Annotated in this window: 12 protein-coding genes; 6 read left to right on the forward strand and 6 right to left on the reverse strand. The window is 42.5% G+C overall.

Going from position 1 to position 22,799, the window contains the following annotated elements; translation table 11 throughout:
- Positions 1–2 precede the first annotated feature (2 nt).
- Complete coding sequence (locus tag AB4486_RS12465) at positions 3–7,364, reverse strand: hypothetical protein (protein ID WP_372117274.1); 7,362 nt, start codon at positions 7,362–7,364, stop codon at positions 3–5.
- A 258-nt stretch (positions 7,365–7,622) separates the two neighbouring features.
- On the opposite strand from AB4486_RS12465, the gene AB4486_RS12470 reads away from it, so the two are divergent.
- From AB4486_RS12470 to AB4486_RS12480, 3 genes are all read left to right on the forward strand, one after another.
- On the forward strand, positions 7,623–8,573 hold the full coding sequence (locus AB4486_RS12470) for a peptidoglycan DD-metalloendopeptidase family protein (protein ID WP_372117275.1): 951 nt from the start codon (positions 7,623–7,625) through the stop codon (positions 8,571–8,573).
- Between the two features lie 318 nt (positions 8,574–8,891).
- On the forward strand, positions 8,892–9,827 hold the full coding sequence (gene ylqF / locus AB4486_RS12475; RefSeq protein WP_029405588.1) for a ribosome biogenesis GTPase YlqF: 936 nt from the start codon (positions 8,892–8,894) through the stop codon (positions 9,825–9,827).
- A 282-nt stretch (positions 9,828–10,109) separates the two neighbouring features.
- Positions 10,110–11,135 (forward strand): GGDEF domain-containing protein, encoded by a 1,026-nt coding sequence (locus AB4486_RS12480; protein WP_372117276.1) that lies wholly within the window; start codon positions 10,110–10,112, stop codon positions 11,133–11,135.
- A 169-nt stretch (positions 11,136–11,304) separates the two neighbouring features.
- Here the strand turns inward: AB4486_RS12480 and AB4486_RS12485 are convergent, their stop codons facing one another.
- Positions 11,305–11,850, reverse strand: a complete 546-nt coding sequence (locus AB4486_RS12485) for an N-acetyltransferase (protein WP_017062600.1) — start codon at positions 11,848–11,850, stop codon at positions 11,305–11,307.
- 166 nt (positions 11,851–12,016) lie between these two features.
- On the opposite strand from AB4486_RS12485, the gene AB4486_RS12490 reads away from it, so the two are divergent.
- The 3 genes from AB4486_RS12490 to AB4486_RS12500 all read left to right on the forward strand — a co-directional run bounded on the left by AB4486_RS12490 (position 12,017) and on the right by AB4486_RS12500 (position 15,335).
- Positions 12,017–13,159: a fatty acid desaturase gene (locus AB4486_RS12490; RefSeq protein ID WP_017062601.1), complete on the forward strand. Its 1,143-nt coding sequence runs from the start codon at positions 12,017–12,019 to the stop codon at positions 13,157–13,159.
- A gap of 279 nt (positions 13,160–13,438) precedes the next feature.
- Positions 13,439–14,827, forward strand: coding sequence for an endonuclease/exonuclease/phosphatase family protein (locus AB4486_RS12495; protein WP_372117277.1), 1,389 nt, complete (start codon positions 13,439–13,441; stop codon positions 14,825–14,827).
- Between the two features lie 217 nt (positions 14,828–15,044).
- Positions 15,045–15,335: a putative quinol monooxygenase gene (locus AB4486_RS12500; RefSeq protein WP_372117279.1), complete on the forward strand. Its 291-nt coding sequence runs from the start codon at positions 15,045–15,047 to the stop codon at positions 15,333–15,335.
- 230 nt (positions 15,336–15,565) lie between these two features.
- On the opposite strand, the gene manA is transcribed toward AB4486_RS12500, so the two are convergent.
- From manA to mngA, 4 genes are all read right to left on the reverse strand, one after another.
- Positions 15,566–16,753 carry a mannose-6-phosphate isomerase, class I gene (manA, locus tag AB4486_RS12505; protein WP_372117280.1) on the reverse strand — a complete coding sequence of 396 codons (1,188 nt, stop codon included), beginning with the start codon at positions 16,751–16,753 and terminating at the stop codon, positions 15,566–15,568.
- 2 nt (positions 16,754–16,755) lie between these two features.
- Positions 16,756–17,922: a glycerate kinase gene (locus AB4486_RS12510; protein ID WP_372117282.1), complete on the reverse strand. Its 1,167-nt coding sequence runs from the start codon at positions 17,920–17,922 to the stop codon at positions 16,756–16,758.
- Between the two features lie 45 nt (positions 17,923–17,967).
- Positions 17,968–20,607: a mannosylglycerate hydrolase gene (gene mngB, locus AB4486_RS12515; RefSeq protein ID WP_372117283.1), complete on the reverse strand. Its 2,640-nt coding sequence runs from the start codon at positions 20,605–20,607 to the stop codon at positions 17,968–17,970.
- 236 nt (positions 20,608–20,843) lie between these two features.
- Positions 20,844–22,778 carry a PTS 2-O-a-mannosyl-D-glycerate transporter subunit IIABC gene (mngA, locus tag AB4486_RS12520; RefSeq protein WP_102320777.1) on the reverse strand — a complete coding sequence of 645 codons (1,935 nt, stop codon included), beginning with the start codon at positions 22,776–22,778 and terminating at the stop codon, positions 20,844–20,846.
- Positions 22,779–22,799 lie beyond the last annotated feature (21 nt).

Here is a 22,799-nt window from a genome sequence, read left to right on the forward strand (position 1 = left end):
GCTTAAATCTCTACATCTGAAAATTCAAATTGATTAACCTCTTCAGTGAAGGTCAACAAAAGTGGAATTTCAACGCCACCAGCCAAAGGCATTGATGCTGCCGTTGATATTGTTAGCTCTGGAATACTTGCTGCTTCAACTTTTGTATTTAGTGACTTCTCGGTCTGGTGTTCAACTAAATCGTCTGCCGTTACATTTATTAGATAATCGCCAGGAGATAAAAGATAACGTATCAAGTAAGGGTCACCGTCTTTGGTCGGTTCTTCAATTGATTGTGGGTTTACCGGGGCATCGGTACCGTTTTCCGCAGTAGAACCAACACTGCTTAGATTTTTATCGAAGACGTATGCTCTTACATCCAAATAATATAGCCCTTCCTCTGGAATCATCGAATCCTGAGTACTGGTGATACTTGAAATGACCGGTGCTTGGTAATCAACAATGGATGCGATGCCTTCAGCATCGTAAGTCTTGTTGAGCACATTAAAGTCAATAATAACTCGCCCGATAGAATCGGTTACGGTTACTTTTTGCATATACTCAGCTTGAGCATCGATATCAAAAGTCATCGTATCTGAAGCTGTTGAAGAGGCTATTTTCCCAGAAAACTTAATCGTGTTACCTGAAACTGGAACCAAATCTATAGCATAGGAAGCAGCCTTTACATCCTCTCCCTCTTCAGAGGTAATGGTGAACGCTTGGCTATCATTAGTAAAAGCAAGCTTACCCCCTTGTAAACTCGTTATTCCATCAAAAGCCAAATCAATAGTTGGTATCCTAATGTCAATATCAATCGTCTTATTTTGAGTCCAACCTACATTGTCAGTTGCTTCGACATTGACTCGTATCGAATTCAACTCTTCTAACTCAGTTTTTGGAAGATCAAAATAAAGGTGTGAATTGTCGCCAATGTCATCTTTATCAAATACATATTTAGGATTAACTATTGTGTACTTAACCTTTGCTATACCGCTACCTTCATCCCACACAGAAAACTGAAATCTAACTAAGCTAGAATCATCCGGAGATTCATTGAGGGATACAGTGTCGTCAACATTTGGTAGGCTATTATCGACCATTACGCTGACTTCATCGCTTATAGACTCTCCCCATACATCAATAATTTGAATTTTAGGCTTGATAAATTGACCATCTAGTTTGTCATCTAATGGCGCGGTAAACGTCGAGCAAGAATAGTCATCCTCACACTTAGTGAAAGGGCCAAAGTTCTCTGGGTTATCATTCAAATTATATGACGCACCATCTAGAGTTGCGACGACATTTTCAAGATCAGAATTTTGTCCAACCTTCACCTTGAATTTCATTTCAAGGGTCTCACCTCGAATAATAGTATCTTCAGCAGGGCTGGTAATAGCGATTTCTAAATCGCCTTGGGCTGGAAGCAATAATTCTAACGCATGATCCGAACCTAAGTTTCCGGCGACATCAGACAAGTTCTTAATCGTGTATAAGTGCTGTAACGCCCCCGGAGAGAGGATATCGGCATACAACTCTCTATACGTACATGTCGTTATACCCAATTTAGAGCTACAACTATTTGGTTCAAAAGACACATTTAATCGATTTCTTACCAATAACGGTTCGTTACCATCACTAATATCCACACCAGAAAGATTGTCTTTGAAGCTCAATGTTAAGCTCAGAACTTTCTTACCTTCGGCGTTCAAACCAACGTCATTACCAGTAAATTGATATGTGTCTTGTTCAACCGTAGGGGCATCGATATCCATCATATTAAAGCTGAATTTATTGACTGTTTCAGTATCATTCGTTCCTACTGTTTTCGTTATCAAAACCACAGGTGAAACAGACATATTCACATCAGTTGTAATGCTACACTTATAATTTTCTTGAGGATTAGTTATAACACCTGAATAAGCATTGTTCGAACCATCTTCCGGCACACCGTCTGAGGTGTAATTCTCTCTAACCCAACATTCTAATGTTTTTGCTTTTACCTCACCCGCAGGGCCAAATTCAACATTAAGGGTACTTCCCGATATATGACTTTGGAAGTCAGTCGGTTTTACGATTGACAGAGCAACACCTTGACGTTGCACATTGATACTTTCTGACCGTTCGGAAACAGGCCTTTCTTGTTCAGAGCTATAGCGAACGTTATTATATACTTTGAATTCCAACTGATAGGCACCATCTTCCGTTAGATCTGCCTCTGTCAACCTAGCTTCCCAAAGGCCACCTTTCTGAGAAAATGAGATATTGTTGGTTTGTTCCCCATATTTATAAGTACCTTCAACTAGCGGGATCCCGCTCTCATCTTCAGCATCAATACTTATAATTACAGGTTCAACACGAGTAATTTGTATCTGGCCACCAGAAGAAACTGGCGTGCCATCTTCATATGTGAAAGTAACCGAGTTAATAGTGGGCTTTGAGTTTTGAACTTTAACCACATAATCTATGCTTGTCGTATTCCCTCTAATGTCGGAACCACCTAATCTGATAGTGCGAATCGCACTATCACCATCGTTTTCACCTCTTAAAGGAATCTTCATATCTTCACCAACTAAGGTGCTTGCATCAGAGGGGTTTTCTTTGAAAGTCCAATACTCTAATGTTTCATTGTTAACACCGTCTGATGATGGTGTTCCCCTATCATTTAAATCTTGGGCTGAAAGATTGAATACATAATCACCAAGATAGAAACTTTCCGGATCAAACGCATTTAACTTTAGTGATGGGCCTTCACGATCTAGCAGAACAGTTCTAATTTCTGTTTCAGATTCAAACCCATATTCGTCTAGGGCTTTGAGGTACAGGTTAGCCTTTCTGTCTTCGCCAATCACTATAGTGTCACTTTGCGTTTCTGTAATTTCGATATCAAAGGGCTGCGTTGGATCTTTGGGGTCAATTGAACGTATTGCAGCGTTTTGACCTTGTTGCCAAAGTTCAACCTTAGATACATCAGAGTCGTCAGATACTGATGTAAGCTTTACAGTAAATGCGGTACCAAGAACATAGCTTTCACCTGAATTAGTGTCTAAAACCCAAGGGTCAGCTAATTCAATTACTGGTCCCTTGTTGTCGACCAAGAATTCAAATTCACCACTGTGTGTTCCCGATGGAAAAGAACTGTCTGTTGCTGTTACGTAGAAGAAGTTTTTCTCATTATATTTAAATGCCTCCGCAACTAGTCTCACCTCTACGTTAGGCTGCATGCCTAATAGATACGGCTCAGTACTCTCTTCAGGTTCTGTTTCGTAATGTTGCAAAGTGAAACGCCTGCCAGACTCTGACTTCATATCGACTTCAACCAAACTCCCTGGACTCAAGCTCCAAGTAATATCAGGTACCCAGCTAGTATTACCACCTAAGTGGTTAATAATTTTAGATCCGTTTACTACCGGACCTTTTGAATCAAGTAATACACTAAATTGAGGGGCATTGGTCGTCTGGCGGTTAACTATATTAGACAGATTGTCTTCAGCATTAACATACACCACCCAATTACCATCTTCTGGACTAATAATATTACCTTGACTGCTACATTTGTCTCCAGAGCATAGTTTTACCTTAAAATGATCCTCTGTATTACTTGAAAAATGTGAGTTAGCGTCATAATCATTAGTAACACCGGTTGCCGAGTTGTAGAAAGTGAGCCCTCGCTCGTCCAATTTGTCTCCTACAATATCGTCAATGTTGAAAGTGAGTTCTTGAACATAATTGGTGTTCAAATAGACATTTTCGTCAATCGGATCACCATTACCATCGCTCGGGGGAATATAAGTCGCTAAAGGATAATCATTATCCACATACAAAGTTTCCGTATGTGGTTCCTCTCCATTGTAACCATAGCTATTTCCATGCTCATCCATTGCACTGGTCACAAGTGCAAACTCGACAATCCCTTTGAGATTTGAAGACTCGGTATTAAGGGTAAATAAATACTCTTTTTTATAATTATCACCACCTGACTCTCGAATATTCAGATCAATTGGGATTTCCGTATTCGGTTCAGTTTTCTTATACCACACTGTAACAAATAATGGCTGACTGCCTTCTTCCACGACAATGCCTGACGGATCTTCCAAAATAATCCGTGAATCTAAAACACCAGCAACGTACCGTTTATTTCCAACCCATGTTTCTCGGCCATTTTCGATACTTAGCGAAGGTTGAGGCGGTGATTTATCAATACTTTCGCCATCACCGTCTATAATCTGTTCGCCATCGAGGCTTGGGTTCGCCATTGATATCTGATCGGCGTATCGCTGAGCTAGGTTAGCTGCTACACCATACTTTTCAGTCATAATGTTATAGTATGATTGCGCTAAGTCATTACGGTAAGACTTTGAGCTAAATTCATATGAATCTAGAACTATTTTTTCACCCCCACTACCAATACCGTTAGCTTGGCCATCGTACTGCAAGTCATCATAGATAGCGGAAGCAAAATCAACAGAGTTACTTAGTAGCATATTGTTTATTTGGGTAATGTCATAAATCGCTTCTACTAAAAACCGATGAATATAATTATTAGGCAGTTTTTCCGGAATAGCACCTTTCAATATTTCATTCGTTGCATACGAAACGATCGTTGGGTCGAAACCAAAGAATGAATCGCTTCCACCAGCGAGAGCATATTGTACGTCGTCTAAAATTCGTGCGGCATTCTCTGGAGTCTTGTTTCCAGCTTCAACTTGATTCCATTGAGAGTCAAACAGTCCGGTTTGGTATGTTGCTAGCTCGGTAATATAAAAAGTCTTAGAACCATTAAGTTTAAAGTAGGCACCTATATTCGCGCTATTTAGGTTCACTTGTTCTGATTGTGTACCTGGATCACTCTCCCACTTGTAGTAATACGGTTGCGTATTACCATCAATACCGATTAACCGCACTCGCATAAAGTCGTAGTTAACTACATCAGTTGTTGTTTCACATCCAGCAACATCGAGTGCTTTATTTGTTCCATCACTTTCTAAGTGCTGAATCGTGGTACATCTTCCTAGCGAGGTAAACTCTCCCTTCGAGTTTAATCCCTCCAATTGCACACTAGCCCCGATAAATGGAGTAACGATCGTCATTGTCGGCAAGTCGAAGCTACTACGAAAATAAACTTCTTGCTCAGCACTTTCATTTTCAGACTCGTCAATAGTTTGAATCACTAGTTTTTGACTGCTGTTCTCGGACGTCGAAGCGAAGTTGTCACCAAGCATTTCTTTTACAAAAGGAACATAATAGATAACCTCATTTACGTGTCCTTCAGTATCAGAGATAGTTTCGTGGGGTATGTTAGCGGCAGAGGCTACGGTATCGGTTACCTTCTGAAGCACGTAGTTATTATCATTGTTTGCGCTTACTAAATACTTAACAACTAGCTTAAGTTTGTCGGCACTAGATCCTAACCCCATATCCCCGTTGCCATCTGAGACTCTGACACGAACATATGGAATTTTGTTATCTTTGAGGTCGTTGACATTAAAGTCACTAAAATCGACATCGGGAATTGAGTTTAAAATCCCCTTGCTCGCGTAAATGTAATCAATCTTCAAATAATCACGAGTGGATTGAACCGTTTCTGATGTGTAGGTGTCTTGCGTATAAACATCTTCTTTAGTTACGCGTTCCCCATCAACACTAACGTTGACATAATTCATTGGAGCATTCTCTGGGTAGCTAATCACTTGCGCCGGCGCTTGATCATCACGAACGACTTCGTGAACTTCCTTACCAATATTCCCGTTGCTATCGGTGGCTTTAATTTCAAATGTTGTTATCGATACGAATTCATCGGTTGAATATCCCTTACTGAATTCACAGGCACTGCCTGACTCTAAAGTTATATGACCACAAGAAACGCTATCATCTAAACCGCCTTTAAATGAAACCGTTACCGAATCAATTTCTTGTGATTCTTCTTTTACAGTGCCTTTAAGCACATACTCTTTTGCACTGTTGTTTATAGAACTAGCCGAGGTTACTTCAATTACCGGCGCATTGTTGTCCCATTCAAAGTTTACATAATGGCCAACATCTCGCCCTTGAACTAATTCGTTACCTAAGACGTCAGTCGTATAAAAAACCAAACGTGCCGCAGTTACATTTGAGAGTCCCGTATCCGAATCAACTTCTACCGCGTCAATGGATTTTGTGTCTACACTTACTTTAATACTTGTTTCTCTAAGACCAGATTCAAAGCCGTCGAATTCCAAGAAACAAAACTCACTACCCGCAGTTTGTTCATCGTCACACTGACTCTCGAGAGACCAGACACCGTCCAGTTGGTATTCAAGGTACGCTGAGACACCTTGAACACCAATTTCATCATTGAGCTTAATATCCACTTTATCGAGGCTTACCAATACATCACTGTCTGTTCTAGACACTGTAGGCGCTTCGGTATCAATTTCGGTTTCGTCGCGAGGTGGGATCACACCGCCAGTACCGCTATTGGTGCCTTGGTCATTAATCTTACGGCTAAACTCAACATAGTCGTCTGCGTCTGTTCCTGAAATATTTAAGTTAGGATCATTGACGACAATTAGAACATGCTGTGCCAAATCGTGAGTGTAAATATCACTAGAGACTTTTTGTTGACCGAAGGTTAAAGGGGTTACCCCTCCCGACACAGTACTTATTTCCAGCCCATCAAGAAGACCATCGGCAATGACATCTCGATATTGGATATCAGCCAAATGCATCGATGTGTAAATATTACTCTGAGTATCACCGTATTTTTGAATTAGGTCGTACGAATAAGAAGAATAAGCGGTTAACAAAGCACCATATTGGTGACCGGATGTAGCAAAACTACTTTGACCACCTTTGGTTATGTCTATCGGAGTAGTTTCATTGACATCGAAACCATACATATCGTTAATGCTATTTAGTGATTCCGATATAGCAGTAGAGTCTGTCACTCCCCTGCCTACTTTGTATTGAGTTAAGCCTGAAACGATGTTCGTCAAAGGGGTCAGCATTAAGTTTTGATCACGCCCTTCTTTGTAATTGAGCATGGCTTCTAAACGCAGTGTTTTGCCGTTACTGACAGACACTGTATTTTTCGTTAAGGGATCGGTATAACTGCCTTCTTTAGCTACGATGAAAAGTGGCATCGATGAAGATTCAAATTCAACCTTGTAGTCACCAAAAGCATCGGAAGTCGTACTTGCTAACTTCCTACCTAGGTTTCCATCCTTGTATTCAAACACCTCAATTTTCGCACCGCTCACAGGAGCGTCAAAAACGTTACCTGAGATGCTTCCGGTATTCCTTGCTGGCGGGGTGTTATCACCTCCGCCTTCCCCACCGCCACATGCGCTTAAGATAAGCGACGTAACAATAAGACCTAATGTTGATTTCAACGTATTTTTAGTGAACATAGTTTTCTGGCAGAGTATATTTTTCCGCGATTATATTATCGTCTAAGATTTTCTCAACATGACATAATAACTACTTATAAAGTACAGTTTAGCTAAATCAAAAGGTGAAATGTTTGTTTTTTATCTCTCTAAAAACACACCCTATACCTTTAGCTAGTCATTACGAAGGAATGAACTAAAATAACATGCAAAAAAAACAAATAAATATTATGATCTAATTCTTATTTTTATCCATTAACCGAATTTTATTGATAATTTATGTATTTGAAAATAAATAGCCATTTAAGTCGCCGTACCCTTTCCTTTGGCCTTTTGATGGTTTTTTTGATCGTTTCAACAGCCATATCGCTAAGCTACAATCATTCAAATACTGATAAAAAACAGGCACCTAAAATAGCCAATCCCAAAAGCATTCATATTCCAACCCCAGCTCCGACATCTGAAATGGTTTCAGGGGTTGTGAAATACTCTTTTGTCAGTTCTATACTATCCTCTGGTTTGACGAACAATGAATTAAAATCACTATTGAGTCTATTAGGTGATAATTTTGACATTATTAAATCAGTTAACAACGGTGATAAGTTTTCAATAAAAACCCAACATGATGGTACAAAAACAGAATATGTCAGTGCTTTTTACTATTTAGGTAGTGATATAGAATTTTTTGCTATGAGAGGGGCGGATGATAATATCTATAACGAAAATGGATATAAAATAAACAATGACTATGTATTCCCTCTTGCTAAGCATTATCGAGTGAGTTCATCATTCGATTTAAACAGGAAACACCCTATAACGAATCGAATTGCACCTCATTTTGGAACGGATTACGCGACACCTATTGGCACAGAGATTCATTCGTTGTCCAACGGTGTCGTTTTGAAGTCTCGATATAACCGTTTCGCAGGTAACTACTTAACCATAAAACACACTGATGGAAACTATGCGCGCTACCTTCATCTTTCAGAAAGACATGTCTTAGCTGGGGAATACATCACTAAAGGTCAGATAATCGGTCTTACTGGGAATTCAGGCCGAACAACTGGACCTCACTTGCATTTAGAGCTTTCGGTTGCTGGAGTACCAGTTAACTTCGAACAATATATCAATACAGACAGAAGTTATAACAACCAATTCATTTATATCGCTCAAGCAGAACGTAAACAGTTGATGAAAAATCTCGTTCAATCAAATCAACCACAGACATAACCCCATAGGATTATGTCTCCAGTCGGATCTTCGAGATAAAACACTCAATGCAATAGTATTTTATCTTTCAACAATTGGCGACACACAAAAACTTACTTTTCGCCGAATCCATTTCAAATCATCAACTGTTAAATCAAATGCCTGCTAGATGGATTACAGCATTTGAAATCTCTACGTATGCGCCCCTTACAATCGCTCACTGCAATAATATTGCCTGTAAGGACTTTCACTCTGATTAATCTAGGGCAACATAGCGCTTTACACGCCCTAACGAACCCTTACAATGTGCAGCAAATATATTTATCAAGGTTTATCTCTATGTCTATTCAATGGTTTCCGGGTCACATGCATAAAGCCCGCAAAGAAATCGAAGAAGTTATCCCACAAGTTGATGTGATCATCGAAGTACTGGACGCTCGTATCCCGTTCAGTAGTGAAAACCCAATGATCTCTTCACTGCGCGGCGATAAGCCTTGTGTAAAAGTGCTGAACAAGCGTGACCTTGCAGATCCTGAACTGACTCAACGTTGGATTGAGCACTTCGAGAAGGAGCAAGGCGTTAAAGCGATTGCGATTACGACTAGCGTAAAAGAAGAAGTTAACCACGTTATGGAGCTGGTACGTAAACTGGCACCGCACCGTGAACAGATGGGCAAAAACATTCGTACAATGATCATGGGCATCCCGAACGTGGGTAAATCGACCATCATCAACTGCTTGGCTGGACGTACGATTGCGGTTACTGGTAACCAACCTGCGGTAACTCGTCGCCAACAACGTATCAATCTGCAAAATGGCGTGATCCTTTCAGATACTCCAGGAATCCTTTGGCCTAAAGTAGAAAACCCACACAGTGGCTTCCGCTTGGCTGCAACAGGTGCTGTAAAAGATACAGCAATGGAATACGATGAAGTGGCATTTTACACAGTAGAGTACCTAGCAAAACAGTACCCTAACCTTTTGCAAGAGCGCTACCAAATTGAAGAGCTGCCTGAGTCTGACATCGAACTGATGGAAGCGATTGGCCGTAAGCGTGGTGCACTTCGTGCCGGTGGTCATATCGACATTCACAAATGTTCAGAAATCCTGCTTCACGAATTGCGTAATGGCACTTTAGGTAAGGTAACGCTTGAGTTGCCAGAAATGATCACACAAGAGCTGATCGAAGTTGAAGAAGCGGCTGCGCTGAAAGCGGAACAACAGATTAAGAAAAAAGAAGAGCGTCGTAAGCGTTACCTGAAGAACAAGCGTTAATCGCGATTAGTTTTTATAATCTGCTTTAATTTCTGTTTACCACTCTTACACCAGCCTCTAGATATTCACGCTCTATCGATAATAGAGCGTGAATATTGCCCGCTACCGTTTGTTGATCTAGCTAACATACTGACAAATCTATAGAAATGGTCGTTTACAATCCCAAAGACTGTGACATACTACGCAAATTATTGTGTATCAATCTCGGCTAATTTCTCAATGCGCTCTTATTCTGGGTTCAAGAATCAAAGATTTAAAACCTATTTCGATAATGAAATTTATTTGCCGTACATAAATTTCATCTACATCCCTATCTCAATATTCTGTGCTTTTATCGTCACCGACTACATCCACTTTGGTAGCGAGTGCATTACGCCTATCATTTTCCGAGTCATACTTTTTTTATTGATGATGGCCGCCGCCAGATACTGTATTACAAACAAACCCAACGTTTTGGAACTCGTAGAAAGTGCCTTCCTTGTAATTAGCTCACTTTTCTTGGTCTATATCGGTCGACTAGCCATCGAGCTGAACAACTTCGATTACCAAGGTGGCATCATTTTAGTGATGATCTACATTGGTACGTTTTCAAGATTGTCAGCCAGATACAGTATATCTACGCTGTCGTTTATCTTTTTGGCTTATCTCATCGGCCTTGCGCCACTGCTTTATGAAGCGGAGCCAGAGCATGAAATAGAAACAATTTCCGTTTATATCTCGGCTTACATCCTAATCTCAGCGGCCTGTGTTAGACGTGACCTGGAAGTACACAAACGTTTCGCTCAATCCGAGCAACTCCGCAAACAAGCGATTCAGCTTCGCAAGCAATCTAATATGTTCGAGGCCCTTTCCTATCAAGACGCACTAACGGGCTGCTACAACCGCCTTTATCTTCATCAGGTGATAGAACCGAGCATAGACCGTCAGCGATCCATTACATCGCTCATGATAGATATTGATCATTTCAAATCGATTAACGACACCTACGGCCATCAAATGGGTGACATGGTGATTAAAGAACTGGCCGATGAGATTCAAAAACGACTACCGACTAGCAGTAGCTGCTTTCGATACGGCGGTGAAGAGTTTTTGGTGCTGGTCCAAGGAGAAACCGAGGCTTCAATTGAATCGCTGGTTAATGCCCTTTTAGAATCCCCTACTCGCCTTAGATTAGAAGTAACAATTTCAATCGGTGTGAAACATGCCCCTCAAGCCCTTGGTTCTGTCGAGCAGCTTATCGACGACGCTGACCAAGCACTCTACATTTCGAAAAAAGGCGGTAGGAATAAGATCACATGGTGTGATTAATCGCCCAATATTTCACGCATCTTTGCGAATCATTAAAACGACCACTAATTCAATCAAAAAAGCCCCGAGCAACTTAATACTCGGGGCTTTTGTCTTTGTTCTTCTGCTTTAAAATAGCTTCGTTAAGAACCTGCTACTCAGCAAAAAAACAGTATTCAACAAGAATCGACTAAGAATACACAACGCTCGCTGTTTTCTGTTCAAGTTCAACGGGAGAGCTCCAAGAAATCACTTTTTCATTCACTTGGCTGCCACATGGTGCGTTCCAAACTTGCTCTAGTTCTTCTTTGCCACCAATCGCCTGATAAAAAGCAATCGCTTGGTGGTTCTCAGACATCACCTCTAGGTAAAGCCCTGAGTCCGAATAGTATTGCTGCAACCACTTCGACAATTCAGACAACAGACGCTTGCCTACACCTCGTCCACGATAATTATTATCTACATGTAACGCATCGATGAACGTACCACGCTCAAAGTTGTGATTACCGAACGCGCAGACAAAACCAACCAGTAAACCGCCTTCCTCAAGCAATAAAACATGTTGGTTGAAAGGAGGATTAATCAAACGAGTCTGCCAAATAACAGATCTGTCCTCCAAAACATCATGTTCTAGGTAATCATCAGCAAGAATGCCACGGTAATATAGCTTCCAGCTATCCGCGTGTAATTGGGCAATCCGCTCATAATCTTTATATTCAGCTACCTTAATTTCCATTTATTAGCCCTTAGTACTTCCATTTATGACTTGCTACTACATTTCACACTACCTTTATACAATATTTAAGCAAAACATACTAATACACGTTTACACTTTCAATATTGACTTACACGTGTACGCTGATATTCTAGCGCACAGATGTAAGCCCAATGGAAATTTGCTAATGAATAGTGCCGACAAACAATCTACAAAAAAGCCGCCATTAATCTGGCTCAATATTTTTGTGTTCTCTTTTAGTATGCTGCTTGCTGTTGTAGCGGCTCCCGTTTATGGCTACTTTTTTGGCTATGGCATGGAGCACTGGATATGGCTAGCAATCTGCTTTACGTTCTGTAACCTTTCAATCACGACAGGTTATCACCGCTTATGGTCACATAAAGCGTTTGAAGCGCATTCAAGCCTAAGATTCCTGTTTGCATTAGGTGGTGCATTTGCCCTGCAGAACAGCGCGCTACACTGGTCTTCTGATCACCGTGTTCACCACAAGCATGTCGATAACAACGACAAAGACCCATACTCTGCAAAACGTGGATTTTGGTACTCACACATTGGCTGGATGATTCGTAATTACAGCACCTCAATGTACGAAAACTACGAAAACTGCCGTGACCTTAAAAAAGATAAGATTGTTATGTGGCAGCACAAGCACTATGTTCTGTTAGCATTACTAATGAATTTCGGTGTTCCTATCGCTTTAGGCGTGATTTACGGTGACGTGATTGGCATGTTGTTAATCGTAGGTGCAGTTCGTTTGGTACTTAACCACCACACAACATTCTTTATTAACTCTCTTGCTCACATCTGGGGTAGCCAACCTTTTACTGACAAAAACACAGCGCGTGATAACGGTGTGTTAGCAGTACTCACTTTCGGCGAAGGCTACCACAACTTCCACCACATCTTTGAGAACGACTACCGTAACGGCATCTACTGGTGGCAATACGATCCAACAAAATGGTTGATTAAGAGTGCTTCGTTGATGGGACTGGCAAGTAAGCTTAAGAAAACCCCTCAAGCTCGTATTGAGAAAGCTGAAGCGTCAATGTTACTTAAACGCACCCAGCAAAAAATCATGCATCGTGCCGACAAGCAACAAATCGCAGAGAAGCTTCAACAAGAGTTTGATGCTCTAGTATCAAACATGAACGAATATTACGAAGTTAAAAAACAGCTACTTGAAAGCAAGCGCGAAGACGTTGTGAAGAAGTACGAACACTCTGTTCTTAAGGTTCGTTATCAGCAAATCAAAATGAATTTCGAACAACAGAAGAAAAATTGGGCAATGACGGTTGAGCAATACGCTTAAGCTAAAACAGTACGCTTAACACCCCAGTAACAACACAGTTTGATTCTTATTCAAAAGCCCTCATATTGCTATGAGGGCTTTTTTAATTCACAGCTCTAATTAAACCCATGAATTTTAAGTCTTTATTCTAATAAAAGACACTAGTTCCAAATGTCACACTTTCACTGCAACAAGATGTCAACCTATAGAGCTTGCTGTGACAAATGTCACTTACAGAACGATACCCATCCCATAACATGCGCGTCCCAAAATTCTTTCAGCAATTAGCGGACCCATTTTATGAAAATGTTAAAATCATCCCTGGCCCTAGCGATTTCTACTTCCCTTTTATTTGGTTGCGGTGACGAAACAACAAATAACTACTACCCTGTCGTCCCTTCTTCTACGGAAGCTAAAATCGCTACGTATAACCTGTCGTTTGATCGTAAAACCTTTGAAGCTCTTGTTGCTGAAATGCAAATCGAACCTAACGCTCAAGCGATGTTAGTGTCCGACTATTTGGATAATACAATTAGCGCCGCTGACAAAGAAACGGCAGCAAAAGTTATTCAGATCCGCAACGTCGCAGCTGTGATTCAAAAGAATCGCCCTGACGTGCTTATGATGGCTGAATTTAACAATGACGGCACAGGTACTGATAAATCAGCGCTAGAAGGTTTTCAAAAGAACTATCTCTCTGTCGCTCAAAGTATTGAAGGTGCAGGTGGCGACGCAAACTTAGAGCCAATCTCATACCCATACTTTGAAAGCTACTCAACTAATACAGGTTTACTGAACGAATTTGGTTTTGATTTAGACAATGATGGTAACGCTGGAACACTGCCAGGAGATGCGTGGGGCTTCGGTTTGTATCATGGGCAATACGCATTTGCTCTGATGTCAAAATATGAAATCGACACAGCCAACACGCGTACATTCCAAGAGTTTAAATGGAAAGATCTCGAAGGTGCTACTATTCCAACAATCACTGTTTGCGACGATCCTAGTAAGTTCCCAACAGGTATGGTTTGCGGCGATGAGTGGTACACGAACGACGAATGGGCAGAAGTTCGCTTGTCTTCAAAGAACCACGTTGATGCGCCAATCCTCATCCCAACCAAAGATGGCACAGAAACTGTTCACTTACTGATGTCACACCCTACTCCGCCTGCTTTCGATGTAGGTAAGAACATTGAACAGAACGCAGCCGAAGTAGACTTCTGGCACCAATATATCCAGAACAAATCGTTTATCTATGACGACTCTGGAAAAACGGGTGGCCTTGAGCAAGGGCAACACTTTGTCATGATGGGCGATCAAAACCTAGACCCAGTAGATGGCGACGGTATTAGTTCTGTGATGCAAGACTTGCACAACGATGCATTAGTTAACCAAGATGTCACCAATGGCAGCTTGTATCCGACAAGTTACGGTGCTGCTGAGCATGCCGTCGATAAATCATCATCTCACCCACAGCCAAACCGTATCACTTCGACGTTTGGACTTGCTGTTGATTACGCGCTGCCTTCAGCAACACTTAACATCGTTGATTCTGGTGTTTATTGGGCGGCTTCTTATGAAGAAGGTCGTAAGCTATTTAACGACACTCGTATTGGCGACTATGGTAACGGCAAAGACGTATCATCTGATCACCGAATGATCTGGGTAAAGGCTGATTTCAGTCACTAACCCATTCAATTGAGACCTACGAAGCCCTCTTGTTTCTATGAGGGCTTTTTAATAAGCGTAACCGATTACCACTAGCTCTATGCTCTATGCTCTATGCTCTCGAGTTTGAATTGTGGATGCCAAGAACCATAGTTATTGGATTCCAGAACTCTTTCTTCAATCTGAATTTATACTTATATTACTTTAACTTACTGAGTTTAGACCTAAGGAATTGAAAATGAGCAAACTGACTATTATTGCAACAATCGTCTCTAAAGAAGATAAGATTGAGTTAGTTAAATCAGAGATGATTAAATTGATCGATAAAACCCGTGCTGAAGACGGCTGTATTAATTACGATCTGCACCAAGATAACAGTAACCCTGCCCACTTCATTTTTCATGAGAACTGGGAATCTGAAGCTCATCTAGAGAAACACTTAGCGAGCCAACACATCGCTCTGTACATGGCTGCGACTGAAGACTGTATCGAAACCTTTGTACTTAATAAAATGACGCACATTGCCTAACCAGTCACTCAGTACTGATTCAATAAAAGCCCTGCTCTCAACGCAGGGTTTCTCTTTTGTACAAACTTATATCGGCTCATTCTACTTATAAAAAAACCCGCAAGAGTAGCGGGTATGGTCAATAATCATGACTGTCAAAGACAGATAGGTAACAACCATCAATCCAATATTGAGTACCACTTTACAGTGGCACTCTGACATTTCTTTTGCTGATCGCTAGCACGGGGGCACTAGTTAAAAGCACGAGCCAAAATGCCATTCCCTTGATATTGGTAAACACTTGAATTACTACTTACAAAGACCGATTCTCCAGGCTTAAGAGAAACTGTACGACCTTCTGAGGTTACGGTCGCCTCTCCTTCCACACAGAACAAGATCTCCGCGCTACGTAAATACTGTGACTTGCTCTCATCAGTCGCAGACAAGATATCAAAGCCAAAGTCATCCACTGGAATCGGATAGCTCATCTTGCCCTCTTTCAATACAGGCTTAAGACGAATATCTTCTGGCTTAATCGGCTCAAAGATCGTGTTATCGATAAGCTCAGGAACGTCTATGTATTTGGGTGTAAGACCGGCGCGCAGCACATTGTCTGAGTTTGCCATAATCTCCAAACCTGTGCCTTGAACATAAGCATGAGGTGTTTCTGCGAACAGGAACATCGCTTCACCGGGCGCCAGTTCAACCGTGTTGAGCATCAATGGTGCAAACAAACCAATATCACCCGGATAGTGCTGTTTGAATTCAATGCTGTATTGCAGAGCTTCACGCCCCATGACCGTTTTAGCTGGTCGCGCATGTGCAGCATAAAGCTCATTAAGCGCAGACGCTTTGCGGTCACCTTCAAGAGACATAATTGCGCTAAAGAAAGACTTCAGAGAATCACTGTCGGCATTGGCTTTAAGTACATTAAGCTCAATCGCTAACGAAGGAATATCTGCTTCTTCGAACAAGGCAATAATATCGTCGATTGGACGAAAGCCATTCATCGCTTTGTAGAAGGTCAACGCATAAACCAACTCAGGCTTATGGTTTGGATCTTTGTAGTTACGATTAGACGCATTCAAAGGGATGCCAAGTGCATTCTCTCGCTCAAAACCTAATTCAGATTTTCGCTTATTCGGATGAACCTGAATCGACAACGGAGTTTCAGCGGCCAACACCTTAAACAGGAAAGGGAGTTCACCGAAACGTGACGCCGTATACCCGCCTAATACATCGATTTTATTCTCATCAATCATGTGAGAAAGCGACTCGCCGGTATCACCTACTTTTGAGCAACCATTAGGGTGAGCACCCATCCAAATTTCTGCCTGAGGTTCTTGGTTTGGGTTCACAATACCAAAAAGTTGGTTAATGGAGTCTTTGCTTCCCCATGCGTAGTTTTGAATAACGTTGTCGAGTTTAAATAGAGACATAATTACTTCTCATTAAAAATCAGGCTGCCAAGCTTGAGCGTGGCGGCGATATTACGGGCAGTACGAGTCAGGTTTTGATTCGCTTCTGATAAAACTTGGTCTAAAGACTGAGGTGAACGTACGGTTCCAAATAAGCTAGACATTGAGCCGTAAAGTTTTTCAACGTCTTGCCCCAAAGAGCCCGCAATTCCAATGGTTGGAATATTCAGCTTTTGAGCTCGCTGAGCGATACCGAAAGGTGTTTTACCTTGCAGGGTTTGGTTGTCCATCTGCCCTTCTCCGGTCACGACCAGTGAAGCACCTTCAAGAACCTTATCTGCATCCAAAGCATCTAATACCATCTCAATACCCGCTTTAATTTGGATATTGAATGCAAGACTTAACCCCAGAGGTGTACCACCAGCCGCACCAAAACCAGCTGTGTCGCGATGACTAATACCCGTGCGCGCTTGAGCGATATCGGCAAAGTGTCCGATCGCAGTATCAAGTTGTTCAACTTGAGCTTGTGAAGCCCCTTTTTGTGGACCAAACACGGCACTGGCTCCGCTTTCGCCACACAGTGGATTATTCACATCACATGCGACCACGAACGTCACTTCTTTGCATCTAGGGTGCAGTCCATCAAGATCGATGCTTGCTAACTGGCTTAACTCGGCGCCGCCACCAGATAGCTCGTTGCCTTGTTTGTCGAATAACTTGCCTCCCAACGCTTGTAAGATGCCTGCACCTGCATCGTTGGTGGCGCTACCGCCCAAGCCGATAATGATTTGTTCAACGCCTTGATCTAGCGCATCTCTAATCAGCAACCCTGTGCCGTAAGATGATGCTGTAAGAGGTGATCTTTCTTCTACCGTTAATCGATCTAAGCCAGACGCTTGAGCAAATTCTACCAAGGCAGTTTTTACATTTTTTCCATCAACAGCCTGCTCTAACGATGCCCAGTAAGCTGTGCATTCACGTCCGATTGGGTCCATCGTTTGCAACCCTTGTTTCTTACCATTGAGCGCCTCTAGCAACACGTCTACCGTGCCTTCTCCGCCATCGGCGAGTGGCATTTTTACAAACTCTGCATGAGGGAAAACATCAGCAAACCCACGCTCAATACAAGACGCAACTTGATGAGCGTCGAGTGATTCTTTAAATGAATCGGGGGCAATTACAATTTTCATTGTCGTTCACCATTCCCGCTCACCAAGGTGAGCGGGTGATTGAAATTAGAATTTGATTTGGAATGTTTTTGCTTGGCAAGATGCCAACTGGCCGAAGTCTTCAGATGCTACATCACCTTCGCGTACTCGCTCGTCCATGCTTGTCTCTTTCCAACTCGAAACGGTTTGAGTGAAGGAGATTGAATCTGACACTGAACCTGTTTCTGCCGGGTTGTAGACACGCATGATCAACGCATCTTCATCTTCCGCTTTCTTCAGTACACTCAGCACAGCGCCTGATTGTTGCTTAGACAAAAGGCTAAAACTCAACGGTAGGTTCTGCTCACCTACGTTTAGCTTCATCGCGTTGTAAGGGATCTTGTTGTAGCATTCGATTTGAGTGACATTGTCACGTGCTTGCGCCATGATGTTGGCGTCAATATGGTTGCCAGAGAAGCCACACAGCGTGAATTCACACACTAGCTTGCCGCGCACTTGTGAATCAGGGGTCGGGATCTTGATACCTGAAGGACGACCCGGACGAAGCAATAGCTCTTCTTTACCCAACACACCGATACCACGAAATAGTGTCAGTGCGAAGGTATCTCGGTTTTCGTCACCTTGAGATGCAATCACTTCAAATTCACGTAGACCATTCGACATGATTGCCATGCCCGCGTTACCGTTTTCTAACGCAGCAAAGTTCATTAACTGATACACAGGAACTGGCGCTTCTTTCCACTTCTCTTCTTCCCAAACCGCCATAGCAGGGTCATTGGTTGGTCGAGTAATACAACCGAACTGGTTATCTGCAACCACAGTTTCAGAAACGAATGGCGTTGGTACTAGCACACGTACACGGTGGTCGTCGGCTTGGTTGTCTAGTTCCATGCGTACTTCAATGCGGCGAGAACCTTGCTTCAATACCACTTGGCATTGCGCTTCAACGAATCCGTTTTGACCCGTGCGTTCTTCACGCTCTGTAAGGTTGGCAGGCACGTTCATGCGGAAAGCGATGTTCGCTACCGATTGGAAGCCTTGGTGATCAATCGATGTTTCGACTGGGAATTCATCTGAGTACAGTAACCACTCTTGACGAGATGGAGAGTAATCGTACTCATCGCCGTCATCAGAACCGTCTTCTAAACGAAGGACTTGGTCGAATACTTGCTCTGTCTCTTTATCGAAAATAGTCAGAGTACCGTTGTCGTTTACATTGATTCGGTAGTACTCGTTCTCTAATAAGTAGTCTTTTTGTTCTGCAACTTTTACTGCACCCTTCTCGTTACCTTGGATGTGTAACGTGGTGAAGCCCATTGCAGGAACACTACGTTTGATTTGAATATCAAACTCCATGAACGGGTCGTAGTTACCGTAGTGAACGATTTGGCGGTCTACTTTACCCGGGTCAATTTGGCGCTTGTCTTGGATGAAGTACTCAACTGGGTTTTCGTTTTCATCAAAGATTGAGAATTCTTGAGCACGGATAGTAATGGTTGTGTTCACCACTTCTTCACGCTCGTATGGAGAAAGGTTAAACATCGCCAGTTTGTCGCAACCTTCGCGATCCGGCATGTGGTCAACAATCTTACGCTTGTAGAAATGAATCAGGTTGGTCGCCATGTCGTCCGCAAGGATGTAACGGTTTAGGATCTCAGCGTGAACCTTGTCAGAACAGCAGCAGCCAATCGAGTCATGAGCGTGGTTCTTCATGCTCTCCTTCCACATTTTCTCAATCAAACCGTGGTGGTATTCAAAGCCTAATGTCCAAGCGATAGATGCTAGCGGTTCTAAGATATTTACAATCTTGTTTTCGATTTCTGCATGGATCAGTTTGATGTCCATACGCGTAGACGAAATAGTACGGTGAACACGCATGTATTTACCGTCGTTGAATTCGCCTTTAATTGTGTCGAGTTGGTCGCGTGCTGCTTCTACTTTTTCGAATACTTCTTCAAAGCGACTCATTGAGAACTCGCGATCTGGGTAGATTTCGCGAAGTTTGTCCATTACTTCAAAGATGTCTTTTTGAATCGGCATTTGGTCATGGCCATTCGGCAGCAAAATGTCTTTCGTTACCGATGGCTTTTCTAGCACTGGGAAGTACTTATCTAAACGAGCACGCAAGCCTTCTTCGTCTTGTGGAAGGTATTTGCCAATTGCGTAACCTAGCGGAAGCACTTGTGCCGTAACTTCACTGCCGTCGTTTGATTGCCATAAGAATTCTGTTTTGTTGGTGCCATGACGTTCTGAACAACCACGCCAGAACATTGCACGCGTGATGTCGAAACCGTTGTAGATCATCGGCAGCTGTGAGCTCATGCTGAATGAATCTGGTAGGTAACCAATCTTCATTGCATCGCCAAACTTCATACAGTCACGAATACCATACATCATGTTGCGTACAATTGACTCACCAGAAACTTGCATTGTGTCGGTTTGAGAATACCAAGGGCCAATAATTAACTTGCCCGCTTCAACCAATGCTTTTACGCGCTCTGTGTTTTCTGGTTTGATTGCGAAGTAGTCTTCTAAAACGGCGGTTTGACCATCTAGAACGTAGTATTTGTATTCTGGATCGCTCTCCAGACGGTTCATGATTTCTTCCATGTTGTTCACAAGAAGAATACGAGACTCTTCTGTTGTGAAATACCATTCACGATCCCAGTGCATGTGAGGAGTAATATGTACGCGTGATGTAGTCATAATCATTTACCTAAATGTGTCGCTTCGAGTAAAACTAAAGTTCGAACCCAAATACGACTAAATTAAATTTTTTCAAGGGGTTAAAATTGGCTGCCACTAAATTTAGGGTGCAGAAAACCACGCCCAGAATCTGTGTGAATAAAACCGTTAGGAGCACAGGTATTTAGGGCAGCCAGTTGTTTGTTATTTTTTATATATTGATTTCGCAGTGAGTTAGGAGCTAACTCAAAATTTAGTTAGTTCTGTGTTGCAGTACTTGCTTCAAATTTACCCTTTTTTACAGCGTGACCACGCCACATCAGAAGAGTAATGGTTGAAATCACTGTGCCGACAATCGCAGCACCGAACCAGATTGCAGCAGCAGAGAATGCGCCTAAACCAGAATCGTGTAACAAGAAAATAGAGAAGATACCTGCGCCCGGAGTGGATAGACCAATACCTGCCGCACCAACCATCGCGCCTGTAACCACAGAGCCTAGTAGGAATGAACCGATTACACGGATTGGATCTTCAATCGCCATTGGGATTGCACCTTCAGTAATACCCGCTAAGCCAAGTAGCCAAGTTGATTTACCGGTTTCAATCTCAAAGTCTTTGAATAGGCGTGGAGCAATCATGGTTGAAGCCGTTACGGTGAACGCCGATACCATTTTTACTGAACCAAAGATTGCGTATGGGCCATAAACACCGTTCGCCATTGCACCTAAACAGAATGCGTAAGCGGCTTTGTTTACCGGACCACCTAAGTCGAATGATACAAACAGACCAAGAATCGCACCCAATAACAGCGCATTGGTGCCTGACATACCGTTCAACCAGTCCGTTAGACCTTGGTTTAGGAACGCTACAGGTTTACCGATAACAAACAGCATCAAGCTACCTGCCACCAAAGTACCGATCACCGGATAAAGGTAGAAAGTAAGGAAGCCGTTAAATGCAGGGCCTAAGCGAACATGCTCTTTTACCCAACGCATCACGTAACCCGCAATCAAACCACCAACAACACCGCCTAGGAAACCAGAGCCAATGATGTTTGCTGCAATACCTGCGGCAAAACCAGGACCAAGTGCCGGTTTATCTGCTAATGAGTAAGCTGTGTAAGCTGCCAGTACTGGCACCATCAATGTACCCAGTAGGCCGCCACCTAGTTTGCGATACATCCATAGCCAAGAATCTTTTGTTGCATAGAGCTCTTGCAGGTCAAAAATTTGCGCGATAAGAACAGCAACCGCAAGAACAGTACCACCAGCAACGATAAGAGGAACTGCGTAAGAAATACCAGAAAGCAGTGCTTGTTTGAGCTCAGTTTTCAGTGGCAGTTTCTTCGGTTTATCATCAGTAGCTACTTTACGCTCTGCACCGTTGCCTTTTTTCGACTCTTCGATCGCTTCGTTTAAAATGCGCTCACCGTGTTTAATCGGTTCTGCGACTGGCGTTTCAATACGAGGAATGCCGTTAAAGCGCTCAGATTCTTTAATCGCCACTTCAGCAGCAAACACACACGCTACAGCATTATTAAGTTGTTCCGCAGTTAAGCGATCTTCAATACCGTTTGCGCCCTGCTTTTCAACATGAACCTTGTAGCCAAGCTTTTTGCCGGCTTTTTCTAGGTATTCTGCCGCCATATAGGTGTGAGCAATGCCTGCAGGGCAAGCAGTAACACATACAATTGTCGGCGCATTTGTATCTAAGTTGTCTTGTTTTTCTTCTTGCTGATTATCGCCATCAAGAAGCGCGAAGATTTCATCAGCGGTTGTTGCTTTTAATACTGCTTCACGAACATCGTCATCAACCAATGTGGTTGTCAGTTCGGTCAGCAGGTGCATGTGGGTAGAACCCGCTTCTGCATTTGGAATCGCAATTAGGAAGATAAGATTCACATCTTCGTCTTCATCTAGGCCTTTCCATTTCATGTCTTCTTTCAATGTTGCAACAGCGAAACCAGCTTCTTTAACCGCGTCAGTCTTGCCGTGCGGTACTGCTAGGCCTTCGCCAAGCGCTGTCGGGCCTTGCTCTTCACGAGCAAATACTGCATCAAGATACTCTTGTTTGTTGTGCAGTTTGCCTTGCTGATTCAGTTGGTCAGCAAGTGCGTAAATCGCTTCTTCTCGACTGCTAAACGTAGTTTGCAGATTTACGAGCGACTTATTCGTTAGAGTAGTAAGTTTCATAACCTTTGTCCCATAGTCACG

It is taken from the genome of Vibrio sp. 10N.222.55.C6 (assembly GCF_041473395.1).
Lineage (GTDB): Bacteria > Pseudomonadota > Gammaproteobacteria > Enterobacterales > Vibrionaceae > Vibrio > Vibrio crassostreae_C.

Coding starts and splice junctions, on each gene's coding strand:
- AB4486_RS12465 (WP_372117274.1), bottom strand. CDS start 7,364: ATGTTCACTAAAAATACGTTGAAATCAACATTAGGTCTTATTGTTACG.
- AB4486_RS12470 (WP_372117275.1), top strand. CDS start 7,623: ATGTATTTGAAAATAAATAGCCATTTAAGTCGCCGTACCCTTTCCTTT.
- ylqF (WP_029405588.1), top strand. CDS start 8,892: ATGTCTATTCAATGGTTTCCGGGTCACATGCATAAAGCCCGCAAAGAA.
- AB4486_RS12485 (WP_017062600.1), bottom strand. CDS start 11,850: ATGGAAATTAAGGTAGCTGAATATAAAGATTATGAGCGGATTGCCCAA.
- AB4486_RS12490 (WP_017062601.1), top strand. CDS start 12,017: ATGAATAGTGCCGACAAACAATCTACAAAAAAGCCGCCATTAATCTGG.
- AB4486_RS12495 (WP_372117277.1), top strand. CDS start 13,439: ATGAAAATGTTAAAATCATCCCTGGCCCTAGCGATTTCTACTTCCCTT.
- AB4486_RS12500 (WP_372117279.1), top strand. CDS start 15,045: ATGAGCAAACTGACTATTATTGCAACAATCGTCTCTAAAGAAGATAAG.
- manA (WP_372117280.1), bottom strand. CDS start 16,753: ATGTCTCTATTTAAACTCGACAACGTTATTCAAAACTACGCATGGGGA.
- AB4486_RS12510 (WP_372117282.1), bottom strand. CDS start 17,922: ATGAAAATTGTAATTGCCCCCGATTCATTTAAAGAATCACTCGACGCT.
- mngB (WP_372117283.1), bottom strand. CDS start 20,607: ATGACTACATCACGCGTACATATTACTCCTCACATGCACTGGGATCGT.
- mngA (WP_102320777.1), bottom strand. CDS start 22,778: ATGAAACTTACTACTCTAACGAATAAGTCGCTCGTAAATCTGCAAACT.